The organism is Vibrio sp. TBV020, assembly GCF_046056895.1.
In the GTDB taxonomy this organism is placed as follows: domain Bacteria; phylum Pseudomonadota; class Gammaproteobacteria; order Enterobacterales; family Vibrionaceae; genus Vibrio.
This window is the reverse complement of the sequence record NZ_JBEEAQ010000001.1, coordinates 1,646,988-1,670,051: the sequence shown is the minus strand read 5'-3', so window position 1 is coordinate 1,670,051 and position 23,064 is coordinate 1,646,988. Positions and strand designations below refer to the sequence as shown.

The window sequence follows — 23,064 nt, the reverse complement described above, 5'->3', positions numbered from 1 at the left end:
AGTATTAGTATACGATTTCCCTATTCCTTTAAATTTATTATCGAATACTAGAGAATACAAAGAGCCAACTGTAGTTTCTGTAGGCCCGAATTCATCAATAATTGTATTTGTTGCACCTGAAATCGTGTTTATATGATGCATCTCAAGCTTCTCTCCCCCAACAATTATTTGCGCTATACTTTCTTTAAAATCAAGCAGCATAGTAGAGGCCATACTTGGTGCCATTTTTATAGTTTCAATTTTATTCTCAACTAAATGTCGTTGATACTCCGTAATATCTTCTATCTCTCCGGAGTAGACACACACAACCCCGCCTGATAATAATGGGCATAAACTTGTAGTAAGTGACAAATCAAAACAAATATTTGTGGAAAAATCAGTTATACCCAATCCATTTGGTAAATGATTACTTAGAGAGTGATGATAGTTAACCACACTTTGATGTCTAATCATCACACCTTTCGGTTTGCCAGTCGTCCCCGATGTATAAATTACATAAGCGAGGCTTTCTGGTGTCGAATACCCTCCAATTGTGCTCACTGAGTTTTCATATACCTCAGGAGCATCGCTCGAAACCAGCGCTAGGGTATCAAGTCCCATATCCAATAAAGCAGAAACATAGTGCGATTGTGTCACTATCATTTGTAAAGCAGTATCTTCCACCATGTAGTGAACACGCTCTTCTGGGTAGCTTGGTGAGATCGGTACGTAAGCGCCTCCTGCTTTCAAGATCCCAAGAATACTAATGATCATCTCAAAACTGCGATCCTGATATACACCAATTAATGACTCTTTAGGCAACTCTTTATTGTATAAATCTTGATACTTCGATCGCAGATAGTGCGCCAATTGATTCGCTTTGTTATCCAAAGCTCGATAGGTCAAGTTTCTACCATCGCAAACTAATGCGATTGAATCTGGGTTTGTTGCCACTTGTACTTCAAATAAACTCACCAGTGTTTCTTTTTCTGGGTATGGCGAGTCTGTTTGGTTCCAATCATGCAATAGCAACTCACGATCTTTATCGGTGATAGCTTCTATATCTTTTAAATTACATTCTTGTCCTTTCGCAAAGTATCCTAGTACCAACATATAGAGCTCGGCATACGAAGCAATAGTAGATTCATCGTACAAACTTCTAGCGTAGTTCCACTGAAGCTTTAACGCACTTTCACCATCGTCTACGAATAGACTTAGGTCATACTTAGCTGGTTGATAAAGCTCCTTTTCGAGACCAACTGAGCTGAACAATCCGTTAGAACAAACACTGTGGGTAGAAAAGCTTTGCACACTAAACATAACCTGAAAAATAGGATGCCTTGATAAGTCACGCTCTATAGTTAGTTCAGATAAAATATTCTCAAAGGGAATATCTTGATGTGACTTAGCAGATACAACACATTCATGTACTCGCTTGATTAAGTTATTTATGGTTAAATTTTGATCGACATCAATACGTAGAGCCAAAGAATTTACGAAAAAGCCAATTAACGCTTGTGTTTGCGTATGGTGGCGGTTGTCTGACGGAGTTCCGATAACAATGTCTTGTTGGTTAGTCAGCCGTTGAAGCATGAAAAAGAAAGCACTCAACATTACAGTATATAATGTCGTTTCATTTTCACGGGCGATACTCCTTAATCGTTCTGAGAGTTCTGAATTCAACTCTATATCATAGTTCATTCCTTGATAGCTTGTTTCGTTCGTTCTGGGAAACGTTGTTGGTAGTGTTAAATTTTCCACATTATTTAACTGTCCAATCCAATAATCTAATTGATTTTGTGAAGTATCACTCGTTACATAATCACGTTGCCATTCTGCGTAATCACCATAGGAAATAGATAAATCAGGCAATTCTGCAGGAACTCCCTGCGAAGTTTCGAAATAGAGACACGAAACCTCATTAAAAAACAAAGAAGTAGACCAACCATCAAACGCAATATGGTGTGGCATTATTAATAAGTATCTATTGTCTTTTAGATCATATCGACACAACCTTAAAGGAGCCTCCTCGTTGAGCTGAAAAGGCATATGAATGTTGTTAGATACCTCTGTTAACAACTTATCATATGTCTCTACTTTACTATACACATACGTAAGATGACTATTTCTCTTTATATTACGGGTTTCGCCTTCTGAATTCTCAACGTATATACTGTTAAGGACAGGGTGGCGTTCAGCAACTTTGTTTATCGAATCTAGTAATATTTGGTCATCAGTTTCTTTATTCAACTCAACCAAATATGGAATATGATATGCGTCAGCATTTGATTGAATCTCTTGCATAAACAACATTCTTTCTTGAGAGTAAGATACTTTATAAGATTCCTTATCCACATTATTTGGAATAACTGTATCTTGATAATCAGATACACCATCAAGTATTCCTAATATATTCGGATTATCAAAAAACTTAGCTAAAGGTATCGAAATTCCAAGAGTAGAATTGATTTTTCCAATCAGTTCCATTGCTTTTATTGAATTACCGCCAACTCTAAAAAAGTTATCCGTTATACCGACACGTTCTAACTCTAGAATGTCTTGCCAAACTTCACATAGTGCGATTTCAGTCTTTGTTGTTGGCGCAACATAATTATTAATATTCAACAGCTCTACATATGGTAATGCGTTACGATCTAGCTTGCCATTTACGGTCAGTGGGAAATTATCTAATTCTTTAAATATCGTAGGTACCATATATTCTGGTAAGGATTTTAATAGTTCGCTTCTCAAGGCATCACATTCAAGCACAAACTCTGAATTATCGTGTCTTATAACATAAGCGACCAAATATTGGTTATTATTATGTTGTTGACAGATTACCGTTGACTGCGAAATAAATTCCATCTCATTTAATACACTTTCTATTTCAGATAACTCTATACGATATCCTCTAATTTTGACTTGACTATCATTTCTTCCACAATATTCCAATAAGCCTTTATCTCTCCAACGAACTAAATCCCCTGTTTTGTAAAAATGCGTGTATCCTTTAGAAACATCGTCTTTCGTAGCAAATGGATTCAATAAAAAACGTTCTTCGGTTAAAGCCTGTTTGTTTAAATACCCTTTAGCAACACCTGCGCCACCAATATAGAGTTCACCAATTGCTCCCTTAGGAACCAAATTCCTATCAGCGTTTAATACGTATAATTTTCTAGTATTAATAGCCTTTCCTATTGGATAGTTATCGTGGCTACCTTCGCATTCAAAAATCGTTGTAAATGTAGTGCCTTCAGTTGGACCATAACCATTGAGAATATGCTTAGGTCGAGCTTCACTATTTACTAACTTATTTACTAGATGAGGAGTAAGCGCTTCCCCTCCCACCAAGAGATATTGTAAGTTTTTAAATAAATTGTTGTTTTGAGTATATAAACTATCGAAAAGAGCTCGAGTCAGCCAAAGAATAGAAACATCATTTTCTTTTAACAAGACATCGATGTGATTCACGTCTGTCAGTTTATCTGAACCAAATAGCACTAATTTAGCCCCATTAAGTAAACTCCCCCATATTTCAAAGGTCGCAGCATCAAAGTCTGGGCTAGATAGCTGTAAAAAAACATCATGTTCGGTAATATCAATAAAATCCGTGTCACACACTAAAGATACCACTCCACGGTGAGGAGTCATTACACCTTTTGGCTTGCCAGTCGTCCCCGATGTATAAATTACATAAGCGAGACTTTCTGGTGTCGAATACCCTCCAATTGTGCTCACTGAGTTTTCATATACCTCAGGAGCATCGCTCGAAACCAACGCTAGGGTATCAAGTCCCATATCCAATAAAGCAGAAACATAGTGCGATTGTGTCACTATCATTTGTAAAGCAGTATCTTCCACCATGTAGTGAACACGCTCTTCTGGGTAGCTTGGTGAGATCGGTACGTAAGCGCCTCCTGCTTTCAAGATCCCAAGAATACTAATGATCATCTCAAAACTGCGATCCTGATATACACCAATTAATGACTCTTTAGGCAACTCTTTATTGTGTAAATCTTGATACTTCGATCGCAGATAGTGCGCCAATTGATTCGCTTTGTTATCCAAAGCTCGATAGGTCAAGTTTCTACCATCGCAAACTAATGCGATTGAATCTGGGTTTGTTGCCACTTGTACTTCAAATAAACTCACCAGTGTTTCTTTTTCTGGGTATGGCGAGTCTGTTTGGTTCCAATCATGCAATAGCAACTCACGATCTTTATCGGTGATAGCTTCTATATCTTTTAAATTACATTCTTGTCCTTTCGCAAAGTATCCTAGTACCAACATATAGAGCTCGGCATACGAAGCAATAGTAGATTCATCGTACAAACTTCTAGCGTAGTTCCATTGAAGCTTTAACGCACTTTCACCATCGTCTACGAATAGACTTAGGTCATACTTAGCTGGTTGATAAAGCTCCTTTTCGAGACCAACTGAGCTGAACAATTCGTTAGAACAAACACTGTGGGTAGAAAAGCTTTGCACACTAAACATAACCTGAAAAATAGGATGCCTTGATAAGTCACGCTCTATAGTTAGTTCAGATAAAATATTCTCAAAGGGAATATCTTGATGTGACTTAGCAGATACAACACATTCATGTACTCGCTTGATTAAGTTATTTATGGTTAAATTTTGATCGACATCAATACGTAGAGCCAAAGAATTTACGAAAAAGCCAATTAACGCTTGTGTTTGCGTATGGTGGCGGTTGTCTGACGGAGTTCCGATAACAATGTCTTGTTGGTTAGTCAGCCGTTGAAGCATGAAAAAGAAAGCACTCAACATTACAGTATATAATGTCGTTTCATTTTCACGGGCGATACTCCTTAATCGTTCTGAGAGTTCTGAATTCAACTCTATATCATAGTTCATTCCTTGATAGCTTGTTTCGTTCGTTCTGGGAAACGTTGTTGGTAGTGTTAAATTTTCCACATTATTTAACTGTCCAATCCAATAATCTAATTGATTTTGTGAAGTATCACTCGTTACACAATCACGTTGCCATTCTGCGTAATCACCATAGGAAATAGATAAATCTGGCAATTCTGCAGGAACTCCCTGCGAAATTTCGAAATAGAGACATGAAACCTCATTAAAAAACAAAGAAGTAGACCAACCATCAAACGCAATATGGTGTGGCATTATTAATAAGTATCTATTGTCTTTTAGATCATATCGACACAACCTTAAAGGAGCCTCCTCGTTGAGCTGAAAAGGCATATGAATGTTGTTAGATACCTCTGTTAACAACTTATCATATGTCTCTACTTTACTATACACATACGTAAGATGACTATTTCTCTTTATATTACGGGTTTCGCCTTCTGAATTCTCAACGTATATACTGTTAAGGACAGGGTGGCGTTCAGCAACTTTGTTTATCGAATCTAGTAATATTTGGTCATCAGTTTCTTTATTCAACTCAACCAAATATGGAATATGATATGCGTCAGCATTTGATTGAATCTCTTGCATAAACAACATTCTTTCCTGGGCAAAAGAGATATTAAAATCATCATTAGAACCACGAGACAAAATATTTACATTATCAAAATCTTGGTGAGAATATATTTTATTTAATTCTAGAAAACCCATGATCGAAGATTTATTTCTTTTAAGGGAACTAATGATATCGTTAGATCTCTTTCCATCAGGAAACGATAGTCTTAAATCTTCACCATCCAACCACATTGCGTATTTTTCAATCTTCAATAAATTAAAAAGATCATAAAAATCAGAAAATTTCATTTCAACTCCTTATATGCTAATTACTACATTATCATGATTGTTTTCGTTTTTTATGTTATCAATAAATGAACTTAACTCTTCAATTGTTAAATTTTCATATAATGTAGGTATATCTATATTAACATTGAATATTTTATTGATTTCTCCAATGACATGTAATGAAAGTATTGAGTTACCACCGATTCTAAAAAAGTTATCCGTTATGCCAACACGTTCTAACTCTAGAATGTCTTGCCAAACTTCACATAGTGCGATTTCAGTCTTTGTTGTTGGCGCAACATAATTATTAATATTAGACAGCTCTACATATGGTAATGCGTTACGGTCTAGCTTGCCATTTACAGTCAGTGGGAAATTATCTAATTCTTTAAATATCGTAGGTACCATATATTCTGGTAAGGATTTTAATAGTTCGCTTCTCAAGGAATCACATTCAAGCACAAACTCTGAATTATCGTGTCTTATAACATAAGCGACCAAATATTGGTTATTATTATGTTGTTGACAGATTACCGTTGACTGCGAAATAAATTCCATCTCATTTAATACGTTTTCTATTTCAGATAACTCTATACGATATCCTCTAATTTTAACTTGACTATCATTTCTTCCATAATATTCTAGTAATCCCTCATCACTCCAACGAACTAAATCCCCTGTTTTGTAAAAATGCGTGTATCCTTTAGAAATATCGTCTTTCGAAGCAAATGGATTCAATAAAAAACGTTCTTCGGTTAAAGCCTGTTTGTTTAAATACCCTTTAGCAACACCTGCGCCACCAATATAGAGCTCACCAATTGCTCCCTTAGGAACCAAATTCCTATCAGCGTTTAATACGTATAATTTTCTAGTATTAATAGCCTTTCCTATTGGATAATTATCGTGGCTACCTTCGCATTCAAAAATCGTTGTAAATGTAGTGCCTTCAGTTGGACCATAACCATTGAGAATATGCTTAGGTCGAGCTTCACTATTTACTAACTTATTTATTATATGAGGAGTAAGCGCTTCCCCTCCAACCAAGAGATATTGTAAGTTTTTAAATAAATTGTTGTTTTGAGTATATAAACTATCGAAAAGAGCTCGAGTTAGCCAAAGAATAGAAACATCATTTTCTTTTAACAAAACATCGATGTGATTCACGTCTGTCGGTTTATCTGAACCAAATAGCACTAATTTAGCCCCATTAAGTAAACTCCCCCATATTTCAAAGGTCGCAGCATCAAAATCTGGGCTAGATAGCTGTAAAAAAACATCATGTTCGGTAATATCAATAAAATCCGTGTCACACACTAAAGATACCACTCCACGGTGAGGAGTCATTACACCTTTTGGCTTGCCAGTCGTCCCCGATGTATAAATTACATAAGCGAGGCTCTCTGGTGTCGAATACCCTCCAATTGTGCTGACTGAGTTTTCATATACCTCAGGAGCATCGCTCGAAACCAGCGCTAGGGTATCAAGTCCCATATCCAATAAAGCAGAAACATAGTGCGATTGTGTCACTATCATTTGTAAAGCAGTATCTTCCACCATGTAGTGAACACGCTCTTCTGGATAGCTTGGTGAGATCGGTACGTAAGCGCCTCCTGCTTTCAAGATCCCAAGAATACTAATGATCATCTCAAAACTGCGATCCTGATATACACCAATTAATGACCCTTTAGGCAACTCTTTATTGTATAAATCTTGATACTTCGATCGCAGATAGTGCGCCAATTGATTCGCTTTGTTATCCAAAGCTCGATAGGTCAAGTTTCTACCATCGCAAACTAATGCGATTGAATCTGGGCTTGCCGCTACTTGCGCTTCAAATAAACTCACTAGTGTTTCTTTTTCTGGGTATGGCAAGTCTGTTTGGTTCCAGTCATGTACTAATAATTGGTGCTCTTCCTCGCAAACAATATTTATTTCTTCATGTGGCTTCTCTAGCCCCTCATTCAGTTGCTTTAAAGTATTTTCAATAGCAATGAGTAACTTATCCACTTGAGTAACGTCAAAGTGCGAACTATCATATTGTATGTTTAATAAAAGCATCCCACTCTCTTCATTAATGATTAGAGAAACGGGGTAATCTGTTTTTTCCTGCGTATGATTTATAAAAATATCATCTGATATAGCATCAACTTTCGGGTAGTTTTCAAAAACAAATAAACTATTAAATAAACTTTCACCTTCACTCTGAAGATCGAATAGATTAACTGATGAGTAAGTATTCAATTCCTTAATACTTTGTTGAATATCAGTCAATATCTGTGCACAAGTGGCAGCTGCTTTCCAGTTAACGATAAGGGGTAACGTATTGATGTACAGGCCAACGCTATTCTCAATATCATTAACTGGCATGTCCCGACCTGATACTGTCGTTCCTACAATAGTCTGAATATCACCCGTATATACATTTAGTAATTTGTGCCACGCAAACTGTAATGCAACATTTAGAGTTACGCCAAGCTTTGCACACGTAGCTTTAAGCTCTTCTAACAAATCGTTATCGATTTTAAGGCTTCTTTTTTGTGATGCATCACAGTCATTCAATGCTGATGTCGTAACATCAGACTTCATTAACATCGTAATGTCGTTAGCTTGGTCCCAAGTTTGACGCTTTGATTGCCAATATGTCGACGCTTCATTTTGTTGAGAGATTCGCCACTTTTGCGCTTCACCGTAAGCTGTGTCCGGAATCATTGTGACTGATTCTTCTGAGATCAGTTGTTTATAATAACTATGCACTGTATCCCATAAAACTGGACCACTCCAGCCATCACTGATACTGTGATGTTCTGTTTTCAATACGGTGAATCTATCGTCCGCTAACTTAAAAATATTAAAGCGAATTAATCCCGGTTGACTCAAATCAAAGTTCTTCTCTCTCTCTTGTTGTTGGGTGCAAGAAATTTCTCTATTTTGCTCAACCTTGCCTAAGCTACTAAGATCGACCACCGTAAACGCTTTTTCCGATAGAGAAGCTCCTTGAGTGATAATTTGTAATGGCACACCATCCCAGTCGAAAGCCATTCGCAAAGCAGGGAAACGCAGTGAAGCCAATTTCCAAGACTCAATAAAAGTATCGATACAAAGAGGAAAATCATAATCTAATAACAACTGAACGCAATACGCATCGTCACCATTTTTTAATGCATGATAGATGAAACCTTGTTGCAAACCAGACGCTGGATATATCTCCTCAATATCATAATAAGATTGAAGTTTCTTCAATCGCTCCATAGGTAATGTACTGGCTATATAATCACTAGCTGTTTTTATTCCTCCCAACTTCGCCTGTAATACTGACTGTTCAATTACCTCATATAAGCTTTCTTCAAAGGCCTTTATAAAAGCTTGCGTCTCCTCCTCTTGTAGTGAAGATAAAACGGTAAAACCTAACTGACCATCAACAACTGCGCCATTCAACGTTAGCAAAGCATCATCATGATTTTCAGAAGGTACCGACATGCCAGTTTGCTCTGCCCGTAAAGACCATAGTTCCTCTGAAGCATCAACCCCATTTAATTGACCCAGATAATTGAAACATACCGTTGGTAGCTTGGACTCGGTTGGCATTAAAGCCCCAAAACCAATCCCTTTATCCGGTATTGCTCGCAATTGCTCTTTTACTTGTATGATCGTATCACTTACGCTTGCTCCTAGAGGCAAAATTACAGGGTAAATTGTAGTAAACCACCCGACAGTTCTTGCACTATCTATAGTCTCATCTATCCCTTCACGACCGTGCCCTTCCAAAGTTACTCCTGGATTGTCACAACCAAAAACCTGTTTCAATGCCAGCCCTAGTCCGCTAAGCAACAAGTCATTTACTTCAGTGTGATAACCTTGGGGCGAGACTGTTAACAACTGCTCAGTTCTCTCTTTATTGAACGTAAGCTGATGCATAGTTGGTGATGCATTAGTCGCTACTTGAGGGTATGTCCCGAGCTCCATTTGAGCAACAACAGACTCCCAATATGCACGCTGAGAGTCGTGTTTTGAAGCGTATTGATCCAATGTTTCTACCCATTGGCGATAGCTACTCGACTTATTCTCTAAAGGCTGTCCTTCAAAAAGTAACTTCATATCGTCTGAAATTACCCGCCATGATACCGCATCAATCAATAAATGATGGAAGATAAAACAAAGCTCCCCAATCTCTTTGTTTGGCCTTTGAAAATAAACCACTCGCCAAAGTTGATTGGACTCAACATCTAAACTCTCATGCAAGCCCGTTAGATATGCACCTCTTTCTTCATCCCCCCACCCCTCATCGTTGACAACGCTCAGTTCTATCAGTGTTGACTCTGATGTATAGGTTTGTTCATATTCTCCTAAGTCATTCACCTTGAAGTGCGTTCGTAACATATCATGTTGATCTGATAACGATTTAAGGCTAGTTATAATTGCTTCTGGCTCCCAATCGTTAGGCACTGTCAATGTAAATGCTTGGTTAAAGTGGTTTGGGTTAGGCAGTTGCTTATCAAAAAATAAACGCTGAATAGGCAACAGCCCAAAAGTTCCCTTTAACTCTCCTTGTTCAGCACTTATTTCTTTACTCGACGTCTCTTGTAATCTTTGAGCTAACTGTTTCACCGTTGGGCATTCAAATATGTCTTTAACTTGAAGGTACTCTCCTTCTTTGCGTAATGCATTCACCAATTGGATACTGAGTATTGAATCTCCCCCGATACGGAAAAAGTGATCGTATACACCCACCTTCGGAAGGTTAAGTACTTGTTGCCAAACGGTGCACAAACGAGTCTCTAACTCTGTTGCCGGTGCTACGTAAGCTGATAAGTCAATCAAATCAGGCTCAGGTAATGCTCTTCGGTCTAACTTTCCATTAATCGTTAGAGGGAGTGACTCAAGGAACGTGAATGTAGACGGCATCATGAACTCTGGTACTTTAGAGGCTAATTGCATTCGTAAGTCTTCCTCATCCATATTGTCTGAAGCACAAACACAGTAGGCTGCTAGGTACTTACGACCAGTGTCGTCCTTTCTATCAATCACAACGGCTTGCTCTACCCCTTCAATAATTGATAAGGCATTGTCAATTTCTCCTAGTTCAATACGGTGACCACGTATTTTTACTTGGAAGTCATTACGTCCTAAATATTCAATATTGCCATCGGGTAACCAACGCGCTAAATCACCGGTTTTATATAACCTTGTATACCCACGTTCTTTATCAGAATCAGTCGCAAAAGGATTATCTATAAACCGCTCTTTTGTTAACTCTGGTTTATTCAAATACCCTTTAGCAACACCAGCACCGCCAATATAAAGCTCACCAACAGCACCAATAGGCAATAAGTTACGCTCTGAGTCTAAGATATAAAGTCTGGTATTACCCAAATTATTACCAATATTATTAGCTAAAGAATTATTAGTATAAGTATGAGCACTCGAACATACTGTTGCTTCAGTTGGCCCATAGGCATTAAATAAATATCTATTTTTTGAAAACTCATCCATAAAAAACTTTATTGGTGATTCACCGGCCACAATAAGTTTTTTTATCGATGAAAGTGAATCCAAATCTAAAGTTGGCAATATTGATGGAGGTAATGTTGCTAGTTCAATCTTATTATTTTTAATAAAATCTCCTAATAAATGGATATTTTCCCTTTGAGAATTAGAAGTTAAATATAAAGTATGACCCAGATGTAAGCTCACAAACATTTCAAATACTGACGCATCAAACACATAATCAGCAAATAGTAATGATTTTTCGATGTCTATGAGATCGAACTTATTTATTTGAGAGAAAACCAAACTAACTACATTTTTATTAGTGATCATTACACCTTTTGGCTTGCCAGTCGTCCCCGATGTATAGATTACATAAGCAAGACTTCCTGGTGTCGAATACCCTCCAATTGTGCTCACTGAGTTTTCATATACCTCAGGAGCATCGCTCGAAACCAGCGCTAGGGTATCAAGTCCCATATCCAATAAAGCAGAAACATAGTGCGATTGTGTCACTATCATTTGTAAAGCAGTATCTTCCACCATGTAGTGAACACGCTCTTCTGGATAGCTTGGTGAGATCGGCACGTAAGCGCCTCCTGCTTTCAAGATCCCAAGAATACTAATGATCATCTCAAAACTGCGATCCTGATATACACCAATTAATGACCCTTTAGGCAACTCTTTATTGTATAAATCTTGATACTTCGATCGCAGATAGTGCGCCAATTGATTCGCTTTGTTATCCAAAGCTCGATAGGTCAAGTTTCTACCATCGCAAACTAATGCGATTGAATCTGGGCTTGCCGCTACTTGCGCTTCAAATAAACTCACTAGTGTTTCTTTTTCTGGGTATGGCAAGTCTGTTTGGTTCCAGTCATGTACTAATAATTGGTGCTCTTCCTCGCAAACAATATTTATTTCTTCATGTGGCTTCTCTAGCCCCTCATTCAGTTGCTTTAAAGTATTTTCAATAGCAATGAGTAACTTATCCACTTGAGCAACGTCAAAGTGCGAACTATCATATTGTATGTTTAATAAAAGCATCCCACTCTCTTCATTAATGATTAGAGAAACGGGGTAATCTGTTTTTTCCTGCGTATGATTTATAAAAATATCATCTGATATAGCATCAACTTTCGGGTAGTTTTCAAAAACAAATAAACTATTAAATAAACTTTCACCTTCACTCTGAAGATCGAATAGATTAACTGATGAGTAAGTATTCAATTCCTTAATACTTTGTTGAATATCAGTCAATATCTGTGCACAAGTGGCAGCTGCTTTCCAGTTAACGATAAGGGGTAACGTATTGATGTACAGGCCAACGCTATTCTCAATATCATTAACTGGCATGTCCCGACCTGATACTGTCGTTCCTACAATAGTCTGAATATCACCCGTATATACATTTAGTAATTTGTGCCACGCAAACTGTAATGCAACATTTAGAGTTACGCCAAGCTTTGCACACGTAGCTTTAAGCTCTTCTAACAAATCGTTATCGATTTTAAGGCTTCTTTTTTGTGATGCATCACAGTCATTCAATGCTGATGTCGTAACATCAGACTTCATTAACATCGTAATGTCGTTAGCTTGATCCCAAGTTTGACGCTTTGATTGCCAATATGTCGACGCTTCATTTTGTTGAGAGATTCGCCACTTTTGCGCTTCACCGTAAGCTGTGTCCGGAATCATTGTGACTGATTCTTCTGAGATCAGTTGTTTATAATAACTATGCACTGTATCCCATAAAACTGGACCACTCCAGCCATCACTGATACTGTGATGTTCTGTTTTCAATACGGTGAATCTATCGTCCGCTAACTTAAAAATATTAAAGCGAATTAATCCCGGTTGACTCAAATCAAAGTTCTTCTCTCTCTCTTGTTGTTGGGTGCAAGAAATTTCTCTATTTTGCTCAACCTTGCCTAAGCTACTAAGATCGACCACCGTAAACGCTTTTTCCGATAGAGAAGCTCCTTGAGTGATAATTTGTAATGGCACACCATCCCAGTCGAAAGCCATTCGCAAAGCAGGGAAACGCAGTGAAGCCAATTTCCAAGACTCAATAAAAGTATCGATACAAAGAGGAAAATCATAATCTAATAACAACTGAACGCAATACGCATCGTCACCATTTTTTAATGCATGATAGATGAAACCTTGTTGCAAACCAGACGCTGGATATATCTCCTCAATATCATAATAAGATTGAAGTTTCTTCAATCGCTCCATAGGTAATGTACTGGCTATATAATCACTAGCTGTTTTTATTCCTCCCAACTTCGCCTGTAATACTGACTGTTCAATTACCTCATATAAGCTTTCTTCAAAGGCCTTTATAAAAGCTTGCGTCTCCTCCTCTTGTAGTGAAGATAAAACGGTAAAACCTAACTGACCATCAACAACTGCGCCATTCAACGTTAGCAAAGCATCATCATGATTTTCAGAAGATACCGACATGCCAGTTTGCTCTGCCCGTAAAGACCATAGTTCCTCTGAAGCATCAACCCCATTTAATTGACCCAGATAATTGAAACATACCGTTGGTAGCTTGGACTCGGTTGGCATTAAAGCCCCAAAACCAATCCCTTTATCCGGTATTGCTCGTAATTGCTCTTTTACTTGTATGATCGTATCACTTACGCTTGCTCCTAGAGGCAAAATTACAGGGTAAATTGTAGTAAACCACCCGACAGTTCTTGCACTATCTATAGTCTCATCTATCCCTTCACGACCGTGCCCTTCCAAAGTTACTCCTGGATTGTCACAACCAAAAACCTGTTTCAATGCCAGCCCTAGTCCGCTAAGCAACAAGTCATTTACTTCAGTGTGATAACCTTGGGGCGAGACTGTTAACAACTGCTCAGTTCTCTCTTTATTGAACGTAAGCTGATGCATAGTTGGTGATGCATTAGTCGCTACTTGAGGGTATGTCCCGAGCTCCATTTGAGCAACAACAGACTCCCAATATGCACGCTGAGAGTCGTGTTTTGAAGCGTATTGATCCAATGTTTCTACCCATTGGCGATAGCTACTCGACTTATTCTCTAAAGGCTGTCCTTCAAAAAGTAACTTCATATCGTCTGAAATTACCCGCCATGATACCGCATCAATCAATAAATGATGGAAGATAAAACAAAGCTCCCCAATCTCTTTGTTTGGCCTTTGAAAATAAACCACTCGCCAAAGTTGATTGGACTCAACATCTAAACTCTCATGCAAGCCTGTTAGATATGCACCTCTTTCTTCATCCCCCCACCCCTCATCGTTGACAACGCTCAGTTCTATCAGTGTTGACTCTGATGTATAGGTTTGTTCATATTCTCCTAAGTCATTCACCTTGAAGTGCGTTCGTAACATATCATGTTGATCTGATAACGATTTAAGGCTAGTTACAATTGCTTCTGGCTCCCAATCGTTAGGCACTGTCAATGTAAATGCTTGGTTAAAATGGTTTGGGTTAGGCAGTTGCTTATCAAAAAATAAACGCTGAATAGGCAACAGCCCAAAAGTTCCCTTTAACTCTCCTTGTTCAGCACTTATTTCTTTACTCGACGTCTCTTGTAATCTTTGAGATAACTGTTTCACCGTTGGGCATTCAAATATGTCTTTAACTTGAAGGTACTCTCCTTCTTTGCGTAATGCATTCACCAATTGGATACTGAGTATTGAATCTCCCCCGATACGGAAAAAGTGATCGTATACACCCACCTTCGGAAGGTTAAGTACTTGTTGCCAAACGGTGCACAAACGAGTCTCTAACTCTGTTGCCGGTGCTACGTAAGCTGATAAGTCAATCAAATCAGGCTCAGGTAATGCTCTTCGGTCTAACTTTCCATTAGTCGTTAGAGGGAGTGACTCAAGGAACGTGAATGTAGACGGCATCATGAACTCTGGTACTTTAGAGGCTAATTGCATTCGTAAGTCTTCCTCATCCATATTGTCTGAAGCACAAACACAGTAGGCTGCTAGGTACTTACGACCAGTGTCGTCCTTTCTATCAATCACAACGGCTTGCTCTACCCCTTCAATAATTGATAAGGCATTGTCAATTTCTCCTAGTTCAATACGGTGACCACGTATTTTTACTTGGAAGTCATTACGTCCTAAATATTCAATATTGCCATCGGGTAACCAACGCGCTAAATCACCGGTTTTATATAGCCTTGTATACCCACGTTCTTTATCAGAATCAGTCGCAAAAGGATTATCTATAAACCGCTCTTTTGTTAACTCTGGTTTATTCAAATACCCTTTAGCAACACCAGCACCGCCAATATAAAGCTCACCAACAGCACCAATAGGCAATAAGTTACGCTCTGAGTCTAAGATATAAAGTTTGGTATTAGATATTGGCCTTCCAATTGGAGCATCCACACCACTATCTAATAGTTGACAATCGTTATAATAGCTAACGTCAATGGCTGCTTCAGTGGGACCGTACAAATTATGTAAACTTGTGTTATTAGACACTTTCTTAAATAAGGAAATCGTAGATCCTGTTAATGCTTCACCACTACTAAAGACATGCTTTACGCTAACAGGGAAATTAAGTTCATTTATCTTTAAGAACTGACAAAAAGCATGCAACATAGAAGGAACAAAGTGTAATATTGTCACATGATTATTTAAGATCTCTGAGTATATTTCACTTGGTTCTTTATGACTATCGGGAGCAGAAATTGAAATTTTAGAACCAAACCAGTTAGCCCAAATGATCTCCCAAACTGAAACATCAAATGAGAAAGGAGTTTTCTGCATAATATTATCATTATTTAATGGGTATTTTTCATTCATCCAAGAAATACGATTTATCAAGTTGGAATGAGTATTAGTCACACCTTTAGGTTGACCTGTTGTCCCAGATGTATATATAGTATATGCACTATCCTTGCCTTTAATATCAATGTTCGGATTATTTAAAAATAATTCATTATTACTATCCAAGTCTCCAGAATTTATTGTTAATATTTTTTTTGAAGTTATCCTATCGAGATAACTACAAAATTTTTCCTGAGTTAAAACAAAAATTGAGTTAGAATCTCTAATTAAATATTTTATACGCTCATCAGGTAAAGTAGGTTCAATAGGCACATAGCATCCCCCTGATTTTAAAATAGCTAAAACACCTATAATCATCTCGAGGCTTCGCTCCAAACATAGCGATATCATTGTCCCTATTGGCATTTCTCTATTTTCTTTCTCTATGTACAAGCATCTTATCTTATGTGCTAAACAGTTTGATTTTTCATTTAATTGATTATAAGTAAGGTGTTGACCATTAAAACTAATAGCAATATTATTTGGAGTGATTTTAACTTGCTCTTCAAATCTACCATGAATAGTATTGATGCCGTTTAAATAGCCATCATTAACTTCACCAACCCATTGCTCTAGCTGAGTTTTCTTACACAAGTCCGAAACTATCTTATATTCATTGTATTTCTTTAAACCATCTCCATCTAAAATCTGCTCAAATAGAGATATTAGACTTGATAACATTTCCTCTATTTCACTACCATTAAAACATGATAAACTATAATGTGCTCTTAATATCAAATTAGGACTATTTACAAAATCAACAACTCTAATGTCTAACTTTTCTAACATATCATTTGGCGCTAAATGTACTGAAGTGGTTTTTTCATCATAGAAGTCGTATTTATCATAAATCAAAGTAATATCAGATTGTATTCCATCAATGAAATTTAGCTCCCTACTTAATTGACTCTGAGGGTAACGACTATACTTCATACTACTTACTAACGTTTTGCAGCAGCGTTCAAATAAATCTATAAAGCTGTCACTTTTATTTACTGATAGAGGAACTAGTATTTTATTTGACAAACAACCAACCGTTTGCATTTGTTTCCTACCAACACGACCATAAACTGGAGTATTAATTACAACATTATCATTTCCAGTAAATTTAGAATAATAAAGGGAAAAAACACTAATAATAATTGGTAATAAGCTAACATTACGTTCACTACAAAAAAGCCTTAACTTATTCGTTATATCTTCATTCAAAGTAATGGTATGAACATTACTTCCTTTCGAACTATAATTATCATCGAGGTATGTAGGGTATATATTTTTCAACATATTACACCAATAATCTCTCGCTTTAACATATTGCTTTGAAGATAAAAAATCTTCAGACTTTAAAATGGAACTAGAATAGCTAGGAATTTTATCAATCCAACTTAAATCATTACCTTCAATAGAATCATTATAAGCTCTATTTAGATACTCCATAGATTTAATTAGTCCAAAACCATCATTTAAGAGGTGATGACACTTATTAAACAAGAAAAACTTTTCATCTTCAATTTTAATTAGACATATATTATAACGCTCACCTTTATTTATATCTATTGGTATGGCAAACTCTTTTACCATCCATTCTATGGCATACTTTTCAGGTTCAGACTCCTTTGAGAAGTCATAAAAATCCATTTCTTTTTCAACACAGTCAAAAAACTGTGTGACTTTACCATTATTATCACAAGAAAAAGAAAGCTTTAAAGAATCTAATTTTTCACAAATCAATCCCCAAGATTTTCTAAAAACTTCAAATTCGATCGCTTTTTCTATAACATTATATCCACCGATGTTGTACTTATCACTTTTAATATCTTTTAAATTATCATAAAATATATTTTCTTGAGCGCAATGCAAAGGGTAATTTTTATTCATTTTCGTTCTCTTTAATTGAATTAAATGTATTTTAAACCTAGGTAGTTGAAGGTGTCGTCGTTTTTCAAGATAGTAGTCATTAGTCGCTTGTTCATTAATCAACACCTTTGTCTGTATTACTGTTCATCTGTAAGCTCGCAACTTCAGGTTTTTGCTCTCGGCTTACCTCTATTTGTAGGGTCTCGCTGTCGTTACCAGTATGCCTTTTCGATGGTGTCATGTAGTTCAACTCTCAATGTTTATGTCCATTGTTGTACCATTCACTATCCTAAAGTCCGTCAATCGGTGGATGGGAGTCTTTTCAGGCCCCCCAAGACAGCCAGTGTCATTGAGGCTTCATTTTTCCGATGAACCACATATTAGTTAAAGACCTAATTATATTGGCCAGCGAAGTCTTTATTCATATATGTTCTATTACAGAAATAGGCTAAATTCTCGGACATAACTGTTAGTGACCGCATTATTCGTTAGCATGACCGCTCTAGTGTCAAAGGCGGATATTTGCAGCAAGAAATGTTCGATAAATATATGACACTAGTGATTGCGTGGGAGTGATTAAAGCACGGTATCGCTACTGAATATGACCAACAGATCTGTTACCAGATCCATAAGGGGTTAATGAAAGGGTTATGCCAAGGCGACAAAATTCCCTTAATGCACTTAAGTGCAAGAGTAGAAAGTATGGTTATACCAGACAAACGATTTACAGCGCAAAAGCCGATGAAGGTACACCAAGCGATAACTTGGATAGCTGACATGGACTGAAAAAGTCATGAGGCAGTAAGAAAGCAATGAAACAAATGGAATAACGCCTCACAAAATGAGAAAGATGATATAACTCAAAGGTTCATGGCCAGTAAAGGCGCAGACTTTACCTGAGCACCTTTCGACGAAAGAGACGAACGTATCTTTCCTAACCTAGTGTAGTAGCTCATACTCGAGCTCACACATTCGCAAGTTAGTCACAACTAGCAAATACAATCGGCCTTCTACTGGTATCTGAGCTAGCCAGTTTCAAGAAAGCTTTTGATAATGGTGTGCTAAATAACTTTTGGACAAAAACGTGCCAGAGCTTTCCCTAAATTAGCAACTCATGGATAACTACAGATATGACAAAGCTAGTTGTGACGAGCTAGTGCGATGAGTAAAATCGTAGGTTTATTATGTCTATCCCATTTGTGGATGCCCTGTTCTCTAAAATGGTGAAGATAAACTCTTAGGCTTACCTGGTAAACGAGTTGAAATAAAAAGGCTTGGTCACTCCAAGCCCTTTAATGGTTAATCCGTGATTTTAGAAGTAGTAGGTCGAACCAATGTTGAATGATACCGTGTTAGCGAAACTATCAAATTGGTATTTAACATTCGCTCCAACCATTAATTGTGAATACACTTCATATTCAATTCCTACAGAAGCCAAACCACCAATTTCATTGGATGTATTTGAGTAACTACTTTTAGGTGTAATGGCCTCAATATCAGTTAGTTCATTTTCATGTTCAAGGTAATGAGAGGCGCTTACATCATACTGAGTATAAGTTAAGCCTGCTTTAAATTTAGCTTGCCATTTTTCACTCAGTGTATACGTGTAAACAGGAGCTAGAGTGAATTGCTTTGCTTTTACTTTTGAATTCCATTCTTCTTCTGTTTTTATGTATGTTGTAGGGTCATATTTCACAAATAGTGAACGATCATCATCCAATTCAAACTGACTGTAACCAAATTCAATCGCCCAAGATGGCGTTAATGAATAACCTACAAATCCACTTAAAATGCCCTCTTCATTCGATGGTTCCAGTGTAACTGGAGATGATGTGAAGTTACTTTGTGTATCATGACTAGTTGAACCGAAACCGTATTCTAAACCAATATAAGGTGCTGAAACTACACTAAAAGATACGCCTGCTAGTAGTACTGAAAGTAATGTTTTATTCATATAACAATTCTCTATGGTTCTCTCGCGTGATTATCAATCATTTAATGTGAAGCGTTTGTGGACATATAAAATATTTACAGAACTTTTATCGCATCCACATCAACCTTTACACCTGATATGTTTTTATCGATTTCACCCATAATTTGTACGTTTGTTGTTGGTGTAACAGACTGGCCGAACCACTTTTCGTGGTCAATTTCTACAGTAACTTCACCTGTAGAATCAGCAAAGAGATACATTTCTCCGCCAAGAGATGATTTGATATGGCCTTTCAATGTTACAGGCATGTCGTCCCTGAAGATCCCAGCGTCAAGAACTTGTTTTACTGTAGAGATGCCTTGTGTTGGCCCTGAAAAGCCAGATTGTGTTTGAGTAGCATTACCGATAAAACCTTGTGCAAAGATACTGCTTGATGCAAAAAGAGCAAAAATGGTCATTAAAAGTTTTGTTTTCATTATTAAGTCTCTGTTTATATTTAAGTTATCAATATGAATGGAGGTTGATTATTGATTTTATTTCTCGGCTTCTACTTCACGTGCGATGTTTTGGTTATTGATGATCACACCTTCAACTTCAACTCGAGAACCATTTAGGTTATATCGACTTAAACCTTCAAAACGAGTTTGTGCGTCAATCACAACCGTGTTATTCGAGATGGCTTGGTCAGCGTTATTTTCACAGTGGCTTACTTGGAAAGTCTGAGAATTGACATCGTAGTTGGATATGAAACCTTCACATTCAAACGCTTTACCTTGCCAGTGACTATCGTAGTCGCCATCAAAATCAGGACCATCGATTTCAATATTTGTCGCTGTGCGAACGCCGTTTTTCATTACCGATGTCACTTCAACTTGTTGACCTTGTTTAAGATCCGCTTTAGTGCCATCTTCAAAACGTGTTGCGTTGTCGACCGCGAAGTTACCACGGAAGTTAAGTGAGAATTGGCTATAATCGTTCGCAACCCATGTCACGATGCCTTCTACATCATTGTCTCCAACGAGATTGCCGTAGTTTTCTACTTCTACTTCGGTAGCAACAAACACGTCGCCTTGCATTGAACCTTCTGCTTCAACCCACTGACCGACCTCGAGGCCATCAACGCGGTTGTAAATTCGCCACCAAAGGTGAGGCTGCCGCCTACGAGCGCTTTGTCATGCGGGAGGTTGAAGACAAGCCTTGGGAGGGCGCTAAGCCTGATCATAGAAGGTTAACAGAGCTTATAGACATTTGGTTTACGCGCTATGGCGCCACGCTCGCTAACGGAGCCGTTATTTATAGCAAGCTGCAAAAGATGTGTGATGCTATGGGTAACCCGCTCGCTACCCTTCTCAACGCTAGGTTGTATTCGGATTTTCGCAGTCAGCGCATGCATGGGCAAATTAGCTTTGTTGATGACCGATGGCAAAAAGGGGCACCGAGCATCGCTACGCTGAATTCTGAGCTCGCTAGATTTAAAGCTGTTTTCGGTAAGCTTAAGGAACTGGGAGAATGGAAACTCCCCAACCCAATTGAGGATGTGAAGCCCTTTAAAGATCACGAGCGCAGTATGGCTTTCTTACATAAAGAGCAAATTGCCCTGCTATTGGAATTAGTCGCCTTGCACACTAGAGAGGATATGCTCAAGATAGTTAAGCTTTGCCTTGCCACTGGTGCACGTTGGAACGAGGCAGCGCAACTTAACGGCTCCCAGCTCACCAAGTATAAAGTCACCTATACCAACACTAAAACTAAGAAGAATCGCTCTGTACCTATCTCTGAAGACCTTTATCATGAGATCTATAAGCCGACCTCAAGTAAGTTGTTTGAAGAGTGCTACACACCCTTTTGCTACATCCTTAAAAATAAACTCGGCACTACCCTACCCTCTGGCCAGGCTTCGCATGTTCTGCGCCATTCATTTGCCAGCCACTTTATGATGAACGGTGGGAATATTCTTGTGCTGCGAGATATCCTTGGTCATGCCGATATTAGTATGACAATGCGCTATGCCCACTTCGCCCCAGATCACCTATCGGAAGCTATCACTCACAACCCACTCGCTAACTTGTAGTTGTCGCCACAAGAATTTTTTCGATGGCTGTCGCCACTTTGCCGCCACTTGGCAATTTTCAGAAAAAAAAGAGCCGCAAAATGCAGCCCTCAATAATTCGTATTTTCCGAATAATCGTCTGATTACTCTTTACCGAATACGTTGTTCTCTTGCTCTTGTACGCGGATGAACGTCGTACGCTTAGTTAGCTCTTTAAGCTTTGCTGCGCCTACGTATGTACAAGTTGAACGTACACCACCAAGGATGTCAGAGATAGTGCCGTGAACGCTGCCACGGAATGGTAGAAGTACGGTTTTACCTTCAGCTGCACGGTACTTAGCAACACCACCTGAGTGCTTGTCCATTGCAGACTGTGAAGACATGCCGTAGAACTTCATGAACTTCTCGCCATCTTTCTCAATCACTTCGCCGCCTGACTCTTCGTGACCTGCTAACATACCACCTAGCATTACGAAGTCTGCGCCGCCGCCAAATGCTTTAGCAACGTCACCCGCACATGAACAGCCACCGTCACCGATAATCATACCACCTAGGCCGTGTGCAGCATCACCACATTCGATGATTGCAGAAAGTTGTGGGTAGCCAACACCAGTTTTTACACGTGTTGTACATACAGAACCTGGGCCGATACCTACTTTAACGATATCTGCGCCCGCTAGGATTAGCTCTTCACACATGTCGCCAGTCACAACGTTACCTGCAGAGATAACTTTGTTCGGGAATTCTGCACGAACTTTTTCTACATACTCAACTAGGTGCTCAGAGTAACCGTTCGCAATATCGATACAGATGAAGATTAGCTCTTCAGATAGAGCCATGATTTGCTTAGTTTTTTCGAACTCAGCGTCAGAAGTGCCTGTCGATACGAAAACGTTATTCAGCGTGTTTTTGTCAGCGTTCTTAACGAAGTCAGCCCACTGCTCTACTGTGTAGTGCTTGTGTACCGCTGTCATTACATTGTGCTCTGCTAGCGCTGCCGCCATTTCAAAGCTTGCTACCGAATCCATGTTCGCTGCAATTACAGGAGTGCCAGACCATTGACGGCCGCTATGCTTGAATGTAAAATCGCGGGTTAATTCAACTTGAGAACGACTTTTTAGAGTAGAACGCTTCGGGCGGAATAGTACATCTTTAAAGCCTAACTTAAGTTCTTGTTCGATACGCATGATAAATTTTCCTG

The 23,064-nt window shown here is 38.3% G+C and carries 7 protein-coding genes and 1 pseudogene; 1 reads left to right on the top strand and 7 read right to left on the bottom strand.

Annotated elements, in window-relative coordinates; genetic code table 11:
* The 6 genes from AAFX28_RS07210 to AAFX28_RS07185 all read right to left on the bottom strand — a co-directional run.
* Positions 1 to 5,733: amino acid adenylation domain-containing protein (locus AAFX28_RS07210; RefSeq protein ID WP_408686780.1), on the bottom strand; the 5,733-nt coding region annotated here is incomplete at its 3' end.
* 9 nt (positions 5,734 to 5,742) lie between these two features.
* Positions 5,743 to 17,901, bottom strand: coding sequence for an amino acid adenylation domain-containing protein (locus AAFX28_RS07205; RefSeq protein ID WP_408686779.1), 12,159 nt, complete (start codon positions 17,899 to 17,901; stop codon positions 5,743 to 5,745).
* A 94-nt stretch (positions 17,902 to 17,995) separates the two neighbouring features.
* Positions 17,996 to 18,121, bottom strand: coding sequence for a hypothetical protein (locus tag AAFX28_RS07200; protein ID WP_408686778.1), 126 nt, complete (start codon positions 18,119 to 18,121; stop codon positions 17,996 to 17,998).
* Between the two features lie 1,071 nt (positions 18,122 to 19,192).
* The gene (locus tag AAFX28_RS07195; protein WP_408686777.1) at positions 19,193 to 19,834 is read right to left on the bottom strand and encodes an AcfA family outer membrane beta-barrel protein; all 642 of its coding nucleotides are present in this window, start codon (positions 19,832 to 19,834) and stop codon (positions 19,193 to 19,195) included.
* Positions 19,835 to 19,908: 74 nt separating this feature from the next.
* On the bottom strand, positions 19,909 to 20,289 hold the full coding sequence (locus AAFX28_RS07190; RefSeq protein WP_408686776.1) for a NirD/YgiW/YdeI family stress tolerance protein: 381 nt from the start codon (positions 20,287 to 20,289) through the stop codon (positions 19,909 to 19,911).
* A 57-nt stretch (positions 20,290 to 20,346) separates the two neighbouring features.
* A complete protein-coding gene (locus AAFX28_RS07185) occupies positions 20,347 to 20,946 on the bottom strand; it encodes a DUF5666 domain-containing protein (RefSeq protein ID WP_408686835.1) in 600 nt (199 codons plus the stop codon).
* On the opposite strand from AAFX28_RS07185, the pseudogene AAFX28_RS07180 reads away from it, so the two are divergent.
* Positions 20,943 to 21,884: pseudogene (locus AAFX28_RS07180) on the top strand (tyrosine-type recombinase/integrase); the annotation flags it as partial. The gene AAFX28_RS07185 and the pseudogene AAFX28_RS07180 sit on opposite strands and share 4 nt — an antisense overlap.
* A 122-nt stretch (positions 21,885 to 22,006) precedes the next feature.
* Here the strand turns inward: AAFX28_RS07180 and AAFX28_RS07175 are convergent.
* Entirely contained in the window at positions 22,007 to 23,050 is a 1,044-nt protein-coding gene (locus AAFX28_RS07175) for a GMP reductase (RefSeq protein WP_408686775.1), read from the bottom strand.
* Between the last annotated feature and the right edge of the window lie 14 nt (positions 23,051 to 23,064).